The sequence below is a fragment of the Burkholderia sp. Tr-862 genome (genome assembly GCF_011753085.1).
GTDB classification, from domain to species: Bacteria; Pseudomonadota; Gammaproteobacteria; order Burkholderiales; family Burkholderiaceae; genus Burkholderia; species Burkholderia ambifaria.
Genome location: NZ_VWWG01000014.1, coordinates 1 through 14,036, shown reverse-complemented (window position 1 = coordinate 14,036; position 14,036 = coordinate 1). Strand labels below are relative to the sequence as shown.

At 67.2% G+C, this 14,036-nt stretch carries 12 protein-coding genes; 4 read left to right on the top strand and 8 right to left on the bottom strand.

Annotated features, from left to right (window positions below; genetic code table 11):
* Positions 1-41: 41 nt before the first annotated feature.
* Positions 42-1,115 carry an NAD-dependent epimerase/dehydratase family protein gene (locus F3J14_RS07060; RefSeq protein ID WP_166722393.1) on the top strand — a complete coding sequence of 358 codons (1,074 nt, stop codon included), beginning with the start codon at positions 42-44 and terminating at the stop codon, positions 1,113-1,115.
* A gap of 157 nt (positions 1,116-1,272) precedes the next feature.
* Here the strand turns inward: F3J14_RS07060 and F3J14_RS07055 are convergent, their stop codons facing one another.
* Positions 1,273-2,436: an AraC family transcriptional regulator gene (locus tag F3J14_RS07055; RefSeq protein WP_168736142.1), complete on the bottom strand. Its 1,164-nt coding sequence runs from the start codon at positions 2,434-2,436 to the stop codon at positions 1,273-1,275.
* Positions 2,436-4,070, bottom strand: coding sequence for an AMP-binding protein (locus F3J14_RS07050; protein ID WP_166722392.1), 1,635 nt, complete (start codon positions 4,068-4,070; stop codon positions 2,436-2,438). Before F3J14_RS07050 ends, F3J14_RS07055 begins: the two co-directional genes overlap by 1 nt.
* Before the next feature lie 318 nt (positions 4,071-4,388).
* Between F3J14_RS07050 and F3J14_RS07045 the strand changes: the two genes are divergently transcribed.
* Complete coding sequence (locus F3J14_RS07045; RefSeq protein ID WP_166722391.1) at positions 4,389-5,489, top strand: AraC family transcriptional regulator; 1,101 nt, start codon at positions 4,389-4,391, stop codon at positions 5,487-5,489.
* A 26-nt stretch (positions 5,490-5,515) separates the two neighbouring features.
* On the opposite strand, the gene F3J14_RS07040 is transcribed toward F3J14_RS07045, so the two are convergent.
* From F3J14_RS07040 to F3J14_RS07025, 4 genes are all read right to left on the bottom strand, one after another.
* Positions 5,516-7,009 carry a HAMP domain-containing sensor histidine kinase gene (locus F3J14_RS07040; protein ID WP_166722441.1) on the bottom strand — a complete coding sequence of 498 codons (1,494 nt, stop codon included), beginning with the start codon at positions 7,007-7,009 and terminating at the stop codon, positions 5,516-5,518.
* Entirely contained in the window at positions 7,009-7,728 is a 720-nt protein-coding gene (locus tag F3J14_RS07035; RefSeq protein ID WP_166722390.1) for a response regulator transcription factor, read from the bottom strand. The genes F3J14_RS07040 and F3J14_RS07035 overlap by 1 nt, the downstream gene beginning before the upstream one ends.
* A gap of 246 nt (positions 7,729-7,974) precedes the next feature.
* Complete coding sequence (locus tag F3J14_RS07030) at positions 7,975-9,102, bottom strand: hybrid-cluster NAD(P)-dependent oxidoreductase (protein ID WP_166722440.1); 1,128 nt, start codon at positions 9,100-9,102, stop codon at positions 7,975-7,977.
* Between the two features lie 31 nt (positions 9,103-9,133).
* The gene (locus F3J14_RS07025) at positions 9,134-10,393 is read right to left on the bottom strand and encodes an aromatic ring-hydroxylating dioxygenase subunit alpha (protein ID WP_166722389.1); all 1,260 of its coding nucleotides are present in this window, start codon (positions 10,391-10,393) and stop codon (positions 9,134-9,136) included.
* A 223-nt stretch (positions 10,394-10,616) separates the two neighbouring features.
* Here F3J14_RS07025 and F3J14_RS07020 point away from each other — a divergent pair, with 223 nt between their 5' ends.
* Positions 10,617-11,537: a LysR substrate-binding domain-containing protein gene (locus tag F3J14_RS07020; RefSeq protein ID WP_166722388.1), complete on the top strand. Its 921-nt coding sequence runs from the start codon at positions 10,617-10,619 to the stop codon at positions 11,535-11,537.
* Positions 11,538-11,629: 92 nt separating this feature from the next.
* Here F3J14_RS07020 and F3J14_RS07015 read toward each other — a convergent pair whose 3' ends face one another.
* Together F3J14_RS07015 and F3J14_RS07010 are read right to left on the bottom strand one after the other, a co-directional pair.
* The gene (locus F3J14_RS07015) at positions 11,630-12,667 is read right to left on the bottom strand and encodes a LysR family transcriptional regulator (RefSeq protein WP_166722387.1); all 1,038 of its coding nucleotides are present in this window, start codon (positions 12,665-12,667) and stop codon (positions 11,630-11,632) included.
* An 84-nt stretch (positions 12,668-12,751) separates the two neighbouring features.
* Positions 12,752-13,495 carry an SDR family oxidoreductase gene (locus F3J14_RS07010; protein WP_166722386.1) on the bottom strand — a complete coding sequence of 248 codons (744 nt, stop codon included), beginning with the start codon at positions 13,493-13,495 and terminating at the stop codon, positions 12,752-12,754.
* A gap of 204 nt (positions 13,496-13,699) precedes the next feature.
* Between F3J14_RS07010 and F3J14_RS07005 the strand changes: the two genes are divergently transcribed.
* Positions 13,700-14,036, top strand: a 337-nt coding sequence (locus F3J14_RS07005) for a GntR family transcriptional regulator (RefSeq protein WP_166722385.1), incomplete at its 3' end; no start/stop codon positions are given.

Sequence of the window (14,036 nt, the reverse complement as noted above, 5' to 3'; positions counted from 1 at the left end):
TGGCGGCATCATGTTCGACATCGTCCGTAACGGAACCCAAGATGATGAATATCGATACCGACCTGCCGGTGATGGTGACCGGCGCAACCGGCTACGTCGCGGGCTGGCTCGTGCAACGGTTGCTCGAAGCCGGCGTGACGGTGCATGCGGCCGTTCGTCATCCCGACGATCCCGACAAGCTCAAGTATCTGCAGCGCATCGCGGCCGGCCAGCCCGGCACGATCCGCTATTTCCGCGCGGACCTGCTCGAACCGGGCTCGTATGCGGACGCGATGGCCGGTTGCGGGACCGTGTTCCATACCGCGTCGCCGTTCACCATCACGGTTCGTGATCCCCAGAAAGAACTGGTAGACCCGGCGCTGCTCGGCACGCGCAACGTGCTCGATACGGTGAACCGCACGCCGTCGGTCCAGCGCGTCGTGCTGACCAGCAGCTGCGCCGCGATCTACGGCGACAACGCCGACCTCGACGCGGTGCCGAACGGCGTGTTCACCGAGGCGAACTGGAATACCAGTTCGTCGCTGACGCACCAGCCGTATTCGTATTCGAAGACGGTGGCCGAGCGCGAAGCGTGGCAGATCGCCGGCGCGCAGCAGCGCTGGCGTCTCGTCACCATCAATCCGTCGCTCGTCATCGGGCCGGGCATCAATCCGTACGCGACGTCGGAGAGCTTCGAGATCGTCCGGCAGATGGGCGACGGCACGATGAAAATGGGCGTGCCGGATCTCGGCATGGGCGCGGTCGACGTCCGCGATGTCGCCGACGCGCACCTGCGGGCCGCGTTCCTGCCCGACGCGAACGGCCGCTACATCGTGTCGGGTCACAACACGAGCCTGCCGGCGATGGCGGCGACGCTGCTCGAACGGTATGGCGCCGACTACCCGATCCCGCGGCGCATCCTGCCCAAATGGCTCGTGTGGTCGATCGGCCCGCTGGTGAACAAGGGCGTGACGCGCCGCGTCGTCGCCCGCAACGTCGGACTGCCGTGGCGCGCCGACAATGCCCGCAGCCGCAACGAACTCGGGATCCACTACCGCCCGCTCGCCGAGTCGATGAACGACTTCTTTCAGCAGCTGATCGAAACCGGACAGTTGCGGCGAGGAACCGCTTCGTGATTTCACCGGGCCGGCAGGTCATGCCGGTCGGCCCCGGCGTGCGCGTCGACGAACGGCTGCCGCGCGCCCCACGCACGATGATTCGCGCGCCAACGGGAGCCGTCCATGGGAACCCACGAAGGATGCCGGTTATGGGAGCGGGTTTGAAAAAAACGCGCTACGCTCGCCGCCGGTAAGTCCCCGGCGTACTCCCCGTCCAGTGCCGGAATGCGCGATGAAACGCGCTCGGATCGTCGAAGCCGATATCGGCGCCGATCGCCGCGATCGTGTCGAGCGTGTCGGTGAGCCGCTGGATCGCGATGTCGCGCCGCAGCTCATCCTTGAGCGCCTGGAACGTCGTCCCTTCGGCGGCCAGGTGGCGGCTCAGCGTGCGCACCGAGCAATGCAGATGCTCTGCCGCCTCGTCGATCACCGGCAAGTCGGGCAGCGCCGCCGACAGGTATTGCCGCACGCGATGGCACACGAGCTGTTCGCTGAACGATTCGAAGATCCAGTCGCCCGGCGCGCGCGCGAGGAACTTGCGCAGGTTGCGCTTGCTCTGCCGGATCGGCGCGTCGAGATAGTCGGCGCTGAAGCGCATCAGCGTGCGTTCGCAGTCGAACTGCACGGAGCCGGAGAAGAAGTACAGGTGTTCGACCGCATGGCGCGGCCGCGGACACGCGAGCTCGATCTGCAGCAGCGGGATCTTCTGCCCGATCAGCCAGGAACACACGCCGTGCACGAGCTTGAGCATCAGTTCCTGGCCGAGCGCGCCGATCGGGCCGACGGCCGGGTTCGGCCGTAGCAGCACCTGCGCGACCAGGCCGTCGCGCTTCGATTCGACGAAGAAGTCGTCGAGCAGGATATGAAAGAACTGGCCGAAACGATGCAGCGCCGTTTCGAGGTTGCGCGCATCGAGCAGGCTCAGGCACAGGTACTTCAGCGTGCCGCCGCGCAACGGGCGCGAGAAGATGCCCGGCATCTCGTCGTCGAGGTCGATCGCGAGCGTGCGGTACAGCGTCGAGAACTGCTCTTCCGTCACGCGCGCATGCGGCTCGCCGAGCAGCTCAAGCGGTATGCCGGCTCCGCGCAGATAGCGCTCGACCACGTCGCGCTGCGCGCCCGCGCTCGCCAGAAAACCGTTGACGAGCGAGATCGGCACCGTCGCGCTCGGCGACGGCAGCGCACGCCCGGGCTGGGCGGAAGGTGAGTCTGAACCGGTCATCGCGTCCCCGTCGGTCGAACCGCCCGCATTGTACTTGAGCGGCCCGGAGCGGACTGTCGGGGCTTTCGCCGGCACGCCGGCCCGCACGTCGGCCGCCGCGCGGCGCGTCGGCGCCATCAGTCCGCGCGGCTGAGTTCCCGGCGCAGGATCTTGCCGACCGTCGACTTCGGCAGCCGGTCGACCAGGCGGATCAGCTTCGGCACCTTGTAGGCGGCGAGGTTCGCGCGGCAATGCGCGACGATCTGCGCTTCGGTCAAGGCCGCGTCCGGCGCGGGCACCACGAACAGCTTGACGGCCTCGCCGGTGCGCTCGTCCGGCACGCCGATGCACGCGCATTCGGCGACGCCCGCCAGCGCGGTCGCAACCGCTTCCACCTCGTTCGGGTACACGTTGAAGCCCGACACGATGATCATGTCCTTCTTGCGGTCGACGATCTTCAGGAAGCCGGCCGCGTCGAACACGCCGATGTCGCCGGTGCGGAAGTAGCCGTCCGCGGTAAACGCGGCCGCGTTCGCCTCCGGCTTCTGCCAGTAGCCGCCCATCACCTGCGGCCCCTGCACGCAGATCTCGCCCGCTTCGCCGATCGCCACCTCGCGATCCTGGTCGTCCAGCAGCTTCACGTCGGTCGACGGCAGCGGCAGGCCCGTCGTGCCCGTGAACACGTCGATCGACTGCGGGTTGAATGTGACCACCGGCGACGTTTCCGACAGCCCGTACCCTTCGCGAATGAAGTTGCCCGTCACCGCCTTCCAGCGCGCGGAGATCACGTCGATCACCGCCGCGCCGCCGCCGGCCGACAGCTTCAGCCGCGACCAGTCGACTTCGTTCAGCCGCGGATGGCCGGCGAGCCCCGCATACAGCGTATTGACACCGACGAACACCGACGGCCGCGCGGCCTTCAGCACGTCGATGAAGCCGTCCATGTCGCGCGGATTCGCGACGAGCCAGTTCTCCGCGCCGATCGCGAAGTAGGACAGGAAGTTCACCGTCAGCGCGAAGATGTGATACAGCGGGATCGCCGTGACGATGACCTCCTCGCCCGGCCGCCGCGCACCCTGCGCGATCGCGCCGAACTGCTCGATGTTCGCGACCAGGTTGCGATGCGACAGCGCGGCGCCCTTCGACAGCCCGGTCGTGCCGCCCGTGTACTGCAGCAGCAGCAGATCGTCGCCGCCGAGCGCCACCGGCTCGACTGCGAGCGATTCGCCCGCGGCAAGCGCGTGCGCGAGTGCGATCGAGCCGGGCGGCAGCGCATCGCACGCGCCGGCCGGCGCATCGACGACGCCAAGATCGCCGCGGCCCACGCTCAGCACGGTTCGTATGCGCGTCCTGCCGACCACGTCGGCGAATGTGCCCATCGATCCGCCGCACACCACGGCCACTTCGACGCCCGCGTCGTTGAGCTGATGTTCGAGCTCGTGGGCGGTGTAGAGCGGATTCACGTTGACCTGGATCGCGCCGATCCGCGCGAGCGCGACGAACACCACCGGAAAGGCGAGCACGTTGGGCAGCATCACGGCCACGCGGTCGCCCTTGCGTACGCCCGCGACCTGCTGCAGGTACGCGGCCAGCGCGGTCGACAGGCGGTCGACGTCGGCATAGGTGAGCGTGCGGCCGAACGCGCGGAACGCGGGGCGCTCCGCGAAGCGGCGCATCGCGTCGTCCAGCAGCGCGGTTACGGAAGGATGGCGATCGGCATCGATCTCGGCGGGGATCGAGCCATACGAGCCGATCCAGTGTCTCTTCGTCATGTTCTGCTCCTCGGGGGACGGCGCCGGGCAGCGCCGTTCGCACAGCGGCCCGCGCACCGTATGGGCAAAGGCCGCCGCCTGACCGGCGACTATCGCCCGCCCACGCGGCTTTGAAAATGATTCGGGCGGTCGAAAAGATGATCGAAACGGACACGCAGGCGCGCGGCGGCCCGCCTGTCGCCGCGCCGCCCGGGCACCGGTCATGCCGTGTCCGTCCGTGCACACCCCTGCGCATCAGGGTGAACCCTATGGCGCCCGCGCGCGTTCCGGCGCAGAATCGCGCACCGGAACGATATCGAATCGGACGCACAACCCGCCATGCCGCGCAGCGCGCTCTTGAAACCGACGGCCACCGGCCCCGCCTCGCTGCCGGACGCCCCGCCCGCCCAGGCGTCGCGCGAGAAGCGCTTCTCGCCGGCCAAGCTGGCCGTGCTCGTCGGCGTCGCCCAGGAACTCGGCCTCGATCCGGCAGCCGTGCTGGACGGCACCGGCCTGTCGCCGGACGCCGTCACCGATCCGTTCACGCTCACGTCGTCGCGGCAGTTTCTGACCGCCGCGCGCAATGCGGTCGGCCGCTACGACGGCACCGATCTCGGCGTGCGCGTCGGCCGCCGGCTGCATGCGTCGAGCTACGGGATGTACGGCTACGCGATGCTGTGCTCGGAATCGCTCGCGCATGCGTTCGATTCGGCCGTCAAATATCACCAGCTCGCGAACGGGATGCTCGCGATCCGCTGGGTCGAACAGGGCGACACCGCGTCGTGGCTGTTCCCGGACCCGCACGAAGCCGCGCTGCCCGAGCCGGACCTGCGGCTGTACCGCTTCCTGATCGACATGCAGTTCGCGCTGCACGTGACGGTCATCAAGGACGTGATGGGTGCGTGGTGCGTGCCGGCCCGCGCGCAGTTCGCGCAGCCGGAGCCGGCGCACGCGGCGCAGCTCGCCGACGCGCTCGAATGCCCGATCGCGTTCGACCAGCCGCACCATGTGTTGAGCTACCCGGCCGCGTGGCTTGCACGCGCGCCGCAACTCGCGAACCCGATCACTGCCGCGCAGGTGTCGTCGCACTGCGCGCGCCTGCTCGACGAACTGCGCAGCCAGGCCGGCGTCACGCGGCGCGTGTACCAGGAACTCACGCGCACGCCCGGGCAGTTCCCGGACATCGACGCGATCGCCGACACGCTGTGCATGACGTCGCGCACGCTGCGCCGCAAGCTCGACGCCGAAGGCACGTCGTACAGCGAGCTGCTGACGAGCGTGCGCAAGGCGCTCGCGATCGATTACCTGAGCACCACGACGCTCAGCACCGAGGACATCGCGCTGACGCTCGGCTTCAGCGATGCGGTCGGGTTTCGTCACGCGTTCAAGCGCTGGACCGGCACGACGCCCAGCGACGTGCGGCGCAAGCGCGGCCGGTAAGCGCGCGGGCACAGCGCCGCCGGATTTCAACGCGTTTCGCCCGGCGCCGGATGCGCGACCGGCAGCGCAAATTCGAACACCGCGCCGCGTCCGTCCCGATCGACGAGCCGGATCCCGCTGCCGTTGAGCACCAGCATCCGGTGCACGATCAGCAGCCCGAGCCCGCCGCTCGTCGCCGCACCGCCGCTCATCGGCCGCTGCGGCCGTTGAAACAATCCTTCGCGCCGCGCCTGCGGAATCCCTTCTCCGGTATCCGACACGGTCACCACCACGCGATCGTCCTGCGGCGTCAGCGCCACTTCGACTTCGCCGTGCTGCGGCGTGTGCCGCAATGCGTTGTCGAGCAGGTTGGTCAGCACGCGCTCGATCATCCCGAGATCGGCCGATACGACCGGCACGCGCGGCGGGATCCGCGCATGCAGCGCGATGCCGCGCGACTGCGCGGCCAGCTCGAACTTCTGGAAGACGTCCTGCACGAGATCGACGAGCGAGAACGGCTCGCGCTCGGCCTGCACGCCGCCCGATTCGAGCCGCGCGAGTTCGAACAGCGCCTGCGCGAGCCGGCCGACCTTCGTGCTCTGCGCGAGCGCGATCGACAGGTAGCGGCGGCGCTCGGTCTCGGCGAGCGTGTCGGACTTCAGCGACAGCGTCTCCAGATAGCCGTGCAGCGACGTCAGCGGCGTGCGCAGGTCGTGCGAGATGTTCGTGATCAGTTCGCGCCGCTGCTGGTCCTGGCGCGTCAGCGCGCGCCACTGGTCGCCGATCCGGTCGGCCATCTGCGCGAACGCGGATTCGAGCACCGCGATGTCGTCGCCGCGCCGCCCCGGCGGCGAGCGCGGCACCGGCGGCTGCGTGTCGGGCGCGCCGTTCGCGTCGAAGCGGCGCATGGCGTCGGTCAGCCGGCGCAGCGGGCGCGTGATGAAGCTGAACGCGGTCAGGCCCGCGAGCAGGCCGAGCAGCGCGACGACCGCCATCGACCACAGCGTCGTGCGCAGCACGTTGCCGGCGTCGACGCGCGCGACCAGCCGGTCGTGCGCTTCACCGAGCAGCACCACGTAGATATAGCCGGACGGCGGCTGTCCCGGGCGCTGCAGCGGCGCGGCGCTGAACACCTTGCGCGCGTCGGGGCTGCGCGGGTCATCGCCGAGGATCGGCAGCGGCTCGCCCGCGATGAAGCGCTGCACCGGCGCGAGATCGACGCGGTCGCGCTTCACGTGGCCCGGTGGCGCGTCGTCGCCCTCGATGCGCCCCGCGTTGTCGAGCAGGTACACCTCGACGCTCGGGTTCACGCCCATCAGCTGGCCGAACAGCGTGCGCACGGCGTCCGGGCGCAGCCCGTTCGCGTCCATCAGCGGCGTGCTGCTCGCGATGTGCGCGGCGAGATCGCGCGACAGGCCCTGCACGACTTCCTTCTCGCGCATGTCGTTCGCACGGATCTGCAGCCATGCCGACGCGCCCGAGCACGCGAGCAGCAGCACCGCGAACACGCACGACAGCCGCTGGGTGAGGGTGAGTTTCATCATGTGTCCCGCTGGTCCGGCGCGGCGAGCTTGTAGCCGCGTCCCCACACGGTGAGGATCCGCACGGGCTCGGCCGGATCGGCCTCGACCTTCGCGCGCAGCCGGTTGATGTGGGTGTTCACCGTGTGTTCGTAGCCTTCGTGCTGGTAGCCCCACACCGCGTTCAGCAGGTCCATCCGCGAGAACACCTTGCCCGGATGCCGCGCGAAGAAATACAGCAGGTCGAATTCGCGCGGCGTGAGGTCGATGCGCGTGCCGTCGACGCTCGCTTCCCGCGCGATCGGGTCGATCGACAGCCCGGCGACGTCGAGCGTGCCCGCGTCGATCCGCGAATCGCGCGCGAGCGCGTCGACGCGCCGCAGCAGCGCCTTGACCCGCGCGACGAGTTCCAGCACCGAGAACGGTTTCGCCAGATAGTCGTCGGCGCCGAGCTCGAGGCCGAGGATCCGGTGCACCTCGCTCGAGCGCGCGCTGGTGATGATGATCGGCGTGTAGCGCGCCATCGCGCGGGCGCGCCGGCAGATTTCCAGGCCGTCGACGCCGGGCAGCATCAGGTCGAGGATCAGCGCGTCCCAGTTGCCCTGTTCGAGCAGGCGCAGGCCTTCCGTGCCGTCCGCGCTGTGCACGACTTCGTAGCGCTCGTCGCGCAGGTGCAGGCTCAGCACGTCGGCGATGTCGGCGTCGTCTTCGACGATGAGGATGCGTTTGGGGTGGTCCATGGCGGTCGGCGGCGGCACGTCGGTTGGGGGCTCACGGTTGGTGCGAAGTTGGGTTCCGGCCGCCCTCTCCGGGCCGGCAAGCCGGCCTGCCGGGGAAGGCGAATGGCGGCAACAACGCCGCGCTGTCGCCATTGTGCAAAATTTTGCGGCGGGCAGGGATCACATTTCATTTAACTTTGGCCGGCCCGCATGCCGGAAGCCAATGCCGGCAAGGCTATCCGACGCGTCGAGCACCGCCGGATTGCCCTACAGATCCAGTACGAGATCCGACGTAGGCCGGCTGCAGCACATCAGACGCAGGCCCTTGTCGATTTCCCGCTGACGAATGCCGCCGTTGTGATGCATGTCGACGGTACCGTCGAGCACCGTGGTCTTGCACGTGCCGCAAATGCCCTGGCTGCACGAGGACGGCAATGCGACGCCGGCCTTTCGCGCGGCGGTGAGCACCGTCTCCGTGCCGTTGATCGCGAACGTCTTTCCCGACCTGGCCAGCCGAACCGTATAGGTGCCGCTCGCCACCGGCTCCGCGTGACCGGATGCATCGGCAACGTCCGCGAGCGGCTCGACCGTTTCGGCAAAGTTGAAGCTTTCCCGATGGTAGCGGACGGGATCGTGGCCGCCCTGCACGAGGATGTCCCTGACGGCGTTCATATAGCCCGACGGGCCGCAGGTGAACACCTCGCGGTCGCGGTAGTCCGGGACGTACCGGCGCAGCAGTTCGACGCTCAGCCGGCCGATCGGGCCGCACCAGCCGGCCTCCGACCCCGGCGCTTCGCACACGTGGATCACCTGGAGATTGTCCGCGTCCTCCCGCAGCCGGTTCAACTCGTCGCGAAAGATGATGTCGTCGGGTGTTCTCGCACTGTGAACGAACACGATATCGCGGTTCAGGCCGAGGTCGATCGCCGCGCGCGTCATCGACATCAGCGGCGTCACGCCCGAGCCGGCGGACAGATAGAGCATTTTCACGGCCGGCGCGGCGGCCGGCGTGAAGATGCCGGACGGACCGTACGCATTCAGCTCGACCCCGGGCCGCATGGTGCCGTGCAGCCAGCTCGACATGATCCCGCCGGGCGTCCGCTTGACCGTGATGGACAACGTGTACGGCCGCGTCGGCGGCGACGAGATCGTGTAGCAGCGGCTGACCGGCACGCCGTCGATGTCGGCCGATACGGTGATGAACTGGCCCGGCTCGAACGCGAAAGCGTGCCCGTCTTTCGCGCGGAACACGAACGTCCGGACATCGTGCGTTTCGGCCCGCACCCGGCAGCACACCAGCGTCTTGCGTTCGCCGCTCGACCATTGCGGCTGCGTACGCTCCCAGGTGCCGGGGTCCGAAAAACGATCCCGTGCTTCCGCGGCCGGATCGGGCATGCCGATGTTCTCTCTGACAGTCATGATGAACTCAGATACCGTGAGCCTTCAGGCGTGCGTCGTACCAGCGCGCGAACTGATCGAGCGCGCGTTCCGTGTAGGTCGAGTACGGCCCGGGAACATAGCCTGGGTCCTGCGTTCCGGCATGCGTGATCGCAACCAGATCCGCATCCTGCCGCGTCGTGGCCTCCCACACTTCTGTCAGCGTCTTCAGGTCGTAGTCGACGCCTTCGACCGCATCCGCGTGCACGAGCCATACGGTGCGCACCACCGTCTTGTCCGGCGCGAGCGGCAGGATGTACGCGACCACCGCGTGATCGCTCATCACGTGGGTCCACGCGTGATGGCCCCACATGTGCACGTCGCCCAGATCGCGACGTTCCAGACCGCCGAGCAGCTTCGTGCACGCCACCTTCGTATCCATCGTCTGCGATTCGCCGGCACCGGCAATGACGAGCCGCTGCGAACGGAAATTCGTCTCGACGCTCTCGTCGAGCGACTCGAACGCCTCGCAGATATAGCCTACCCCCTCCCACTCTTCCTTGCGGGCGGCATTGTGCGCAAGGTACTCGTCGTACTCGCGCAGCGATTCCTCGCTCTGGCCGTCCGGGCAAAAGCCGAAATCATGCGCGAGGAACGACTGCGTGAGCTCCGGATGCGTCCCGCCGCAGTGATAGCACTCGCGGTTGTTCTCCATCACGAGTTTCCAGTTGCCGTTCTCGACGATCGTCATCTCGTGCGCGATCTTCGTGCGCTGCATGTCGTACGGCGCGAAGCGCGGCGCCATCGCCGCCTCGAGCGTCGAGAAATCGTTCGGCGCCTCATCGGCGAGGCAAACGAACACATGCGCGCCCACCACCTTGACGTGCACCGGGATCAGGCTCCGGCATGTCGTGTCGAATTCGTGGCCCATGTGCGTGGCATGGCGAAGGCTGCCGTCCAGGTCGTACGTCCACTGGTGGTACGGGCAAACCAGCATGCCGACGGTCGCCTTCGTGGCGCTCTTCATCAGGCGCGCGCCGCGATGCCGGCAGACGTTCCGGTACGCGCGGATGTTCTCGTCGTCGTCGCGTACGATCAGGATCGACGACTTGCCGATATCGACGGCATAGACGTCGCCCGGTTCCGGGACATCGGCCGTCACGGCAACGAAGATCCACAGCTTCTCGAAGAAGACGTCGACGTCCGTCTCGAACACGTCCTGACGGCCAAAAAGCCCGGCCGGCATCCCGTGCCCGGGCTTGCGGCTGTCGAGCAACTCGCGGTGGGTCTTGAGCAAAATCGCGGACATGTACTCCTCCAACAGGTTGAATTTCGCAATGCTTGTATTGCGCTTGTCGGGAAGTATTGGAGTGACGATTTGGAGCGTCAACGCGCCTTATTTTCTGCTTCGCATTACTTTAAGTTATGCGACCTTCGCCCCGTCCTGATTTACTCTGACTCGACTGTCCCGTAAGGCATTCGGCGCCATCCGGCCTCGAGCCGGCACCCCGCACGACACCAGACTGATGAGCATGACAAAACGAACCAAAGGGTATCGACGCATCGTTCCGTCGTTGACGGCGCTGGTCGAGTTCGAAGCGGTCGCGCGCCTGGCAAGCTTCACGCTTGCCGCGACCGAACTGGGTGTGACGCAGGCGGCCGTGAGCCGACAAGTCCGGTTCCTTGAAGAAACGCTGAATGTCCGTCTCTTTCATCGCCTGCATCGCTCGATCGCGCTGACGAGCGAGGGTGAAATGCTGTACCTGACGGTGGCTGAATCCATGCAGAAGATCGCCGGGGTATTCGATCGCCTGTCGACCGGCGCCGAGCAGCAGGAACTCGTCCTCGCGTCGACCGCACCGTTCGCGCAATTTCGGCTGCTGCCGCGGCTTCCCAAGCTCAAGCAACTGAATCCGCCGTTGCAGCTGCGGCTGATCACCCAGATGTTCACGGCCGATCTCCGGCATGTCGAGGTCGATGTCGCGGTGCGCTATGGCGACGGCAGGTGGACCGACGGCACGTCGATCCTGTTGTTCGACGAAGAGGTGTTTCCCGTCTGCTCGCCGCGGTTCCTCGAGGAAAACGGCATGCCGCAATCGCTCGAGGCGCTCGCCGCGCTGCCGCTCGTCGAATCCGATTCGACCTACGAGGGATGGATGGGCTGGGACGCATGGTTCCACTCGGTGGGCCACCGTCCGAGCCGATTGAACTACGTGCTTCGCTGCAGCCTCTACACCGACGCCGTCCAGGCGGCGCGATACGGGCAAGGGGTCGCGCTCGGCTGGAACCGGATGGTGCGCGACCTGCTGACGACCGGCGAGTTGGTCCGTCTGCCGATCGCGTCCTGCACGATGACCGACGCCTATTTCGTCGTGGTTCCGCACGGTCGCTCGATCACGCCTGCGGTCAACCAGTTGATCGACTGGTTGCGCGAGGATGTCCCGGTTCGTTGAGCCGCACCGTTCGACCGTCCGAAACGCGAAACGCACGCTCAGCCTTCCGCACTCCGATACGGTCGGACGGCCCGTCGTCCGTCACGAGTGCTTCAAGCCGCCAGCCCCGCCGGCGAAACCGCCTGCATGTCAGGATTGAACCGGGTCATGCAATTGAGATCGAGCGCGCGAATCTGCTCGGTCATGAAGTCGACGAAGATCCGAATGCGTGTCGGAAGGTGTTGCCGGCTCAGATAGCAGATGTAGTGGCCGCGATCCTCCGGCACATGCTTCGCCAGTGCGACGACGAGTTCCTTCGACGCGAGATGGTCGCGGATCTGGTAGCCCGCCATCTGCGCGATGCCCGCTCCGTTCAGCACCGCGCGCAACACCAGATCCGCGTCGTTGAACGTGAGGCGCGACGTCGGCAGGTACTTTTGCGCGCGGCCGTCGACATTGAATTCCCATTCGAACACGCGACCGCTCGCAGAGCGGAAATTGATGCACTCGTGCTGGTCGAGGTCGTCGATGCGCTGCGGGAGGCCATGCCGCGCGACATACGACGGCGCCGCGCAAAGCGCCATCTGCATCGGAATCAGTTGCCGCGCGATGATGCTCGAGTCCTCGATGCGCCCGTTGCGGAACGACACGTCGATCCGCTCCGACACCAGGTCGATCGGCCGGTCGTCGAGCAGCAGATCGATGATGATGTCCGGGTAGGCCTGCGCGAATTTTTCCAGCAGCGGCGCGACGATCTTCCGGCCGAACCCCACGGCCGAGCTGATGCGGATGAGGCCGCGCGGCGGCCCCTGCCGCAACTCCAGCATGTCGTTCATGGCTTCCACGATCTGCGCCACGCCCTGATGGCAGTTCTCGAAGAATCGCTGGCCTTCGCACGTCAGTTCGGTCGTGCGCGTGGTGCGCTGGAACAGGCGCGTGCTCAACTGCGCCTCCAGCTTCTGCACGTTCCGGCTCACGGCTGGCCGACCGACGCCGAGCCGTTCGGCGGCCTTGGTGAAGCTCCCCTCGCTCGCCACTGCAACGAATGCAAGGATGCCTGCATAGCTCGCACCGAAGCTCGCGGACATCGCATCGGCGCGACCGGTCAGATCGCGACGAATGCCATGCTCCGATGGTTCCGAATGATTCATTTCCGCTGCCCCCAAGAGATGCCGATCATTCCGATTGCCCGCCGCCGGCGGGCGCCCGCGAGCCGCCGTACGTGCGCGTGCGAATCAGCGCGCGGCGAGCCACTGGTCGAGACCGATGCGGCCGAGCCGCGCGGCCCCGAGCGGCACCAGCGATTTTTCCTCGACGCGGCCGCCGTAGTAGCGGGCGTCGCGATCGATCACCACTGCACGCGCGTCGCCGATCGACTTCAGATAGCGCGCGACGATCTCAGCGAACGGCGCGCGATCCGGGCCCGCGACTTCGATCGCGCCGTTCTGCGGCGCGGCGAGCGCCGCCTGCGCGACGAATGCCGACACGTCTTCCGCGGCGATCGGCTGAAACAGTCCGTCGCCGATACGGACCGTGCCGTCTGCCGTGCCGGCATCCGCGATGCCGCCGATGAATTCCATGAATTGCGTCGCGCGAACGATGGTGTACGGCACGCCCGCCGCCTCGATCGCCTGTTCCTGCGCGACCTTGGCCGCGAAATAGCCGTTCTCCGGCATGCGGTCGCAGCCGACGATCGACAGCGCGACGTGGTGGCGCACGCCGGCGGCCACTTCCGCCTTGCCGAGATTGCGTGCTGCCGTGCGGAAGAAGTCCAGTACCGCCTGCGGCTCCCATGACGGCGCATTCACCACGTCCACGACGACGTCCGCGCCGGTCAATGCGTCGGCCAGGCCTTCGCCCGTGATGATATTCACGCCGGTGCTCGGCGACGCGGCCAGCACCTGATGGCCGGCTTCACCGAGCAGCGTGACGACACGCGAGCCGATCAGGCCCGAACCACCGATGACAACGATCTTCATCGCAAAATCTCCTGACGAATGGATTGCATTGGACTGCGAGGGGTACGCGACGGCGCTGGATCCGATGAAAGGCGGTCGTAACCTCGCATCACGTGTCGCAATTGTGGAAGAATCATGTCCTATCCATAAGTGCCAAGAATCGTCGATCGGACTGGTCCATACTGCGTCTGTTCCTGTCCTGTTCGCGTCACCCGAGAGACCGTGATGTCTGCGCAAACGCCCCCGCTGGCCATCGAAATCGACCGGCAACACCAGTTGCCGGTCTATCTGCAGATTTGCGAGCGGTTCAAGGCCGCGATCGCCGCCGGTCATCTGCGCCCCGGCGATCGCGTGCCCGCGCTGCGCGGCCTGGCGACGCAACTGAACACCGCGCGCGGTACCGTTGAACAGGCTTACACGATCCTGGTCGACGAGGGCTATCTGCAAATGCGCGGCGCGGCGGGCACGTTCGTCGCGCCGTCCCTGCCGGCCTCGCTGACGCAGCCGCCGCCCGCGCGCGCCGAACACGCCGACCCGCAACGGGCGTCGCTCGCACCGGACG

Excerpts from the sequence above, each read along its gene's own strand:
- F3J14_RS07045 (WP_166722391.1), top strand. The coding sequence starts at position 4,389 with ATGCCGCGCAGCGCGCTCTTGAAACCGACGGCCACCGGCCCCGCCTCG.
- F3J14_RS07020 (WP_166722388.1), top strand. The coding sequence starts at position 10,617 with ATGACAAAACGAACCAAAGGGTATCGACGCATCGTTCCGTCGTTGACG.
- F3J14_RS07025 (WP_166722389.1), bottom strand. The coding sequence starts at position 10,393 with ATGTCCGCGATTTTGCTCAAGACCCACCGCGAGTTGCTCGACAGCCGC.
- F3J14_RS07035 (WP_166722390.1), bottom strand. The coding sequence starts at position 7,728 with ATGGACCACCCCAAACGCATCCTCATCGTCGAAGACGACGCCGACATC.
- F3J14_RS07050 (WP_166722392.1), bottom strand. The coding sequence starts at position 4,070 with ATGACGAAGAGACACTGGATCGGCTCGTATGGCTCGATCCCCGCCGAG.
- F3J14_RS07010 (WP_166722386.1), bottom strand. The coding sequence starts at position 13,495 with ATGAAGATCGTTGTCATCGGTGGTTCGGGCCTGATCGGCTCGCGTGTC.
- F3J14_RS07060 (WP_166722393.1), top strand. The coding sequence starts at position 42 with ATGATGAATATCGATACCGACCTGCCGGTGATGGTGACCGGCGCAACC.
- F3J14_RS07015 (WP_166722387.1), bottom strand. The coding sequence starts at position 12,667 with ATGAATCATTCGGAACCATCGGAGCATGGCATTCGTCGCGATCTGACC.
- F3J14_RS07040 (WP_166722441.1), bottom strand. The coding sequence starts at position 7,009 with ATGAAACTCACCCTCACCCAGCGGCTGTCGTGCGTGTTCGCGGTGCTG.
- F3J14_RS07055 (WP_168736142.1), bottom strand. The coding sequence starts at position 2,436 with ATGGCGCCGACGCGCCGCGCGGCGGCCGACGTGCGGGCCGGCGTGCCG.
- F3J14_RS07030 (WP_166722440.1), bottom strand. The coding sequence starts at position 9,102 with ATGCCCGATCCGGCCGCGGAAGCACGGGATCGTTTTTCGGACCCCGGC.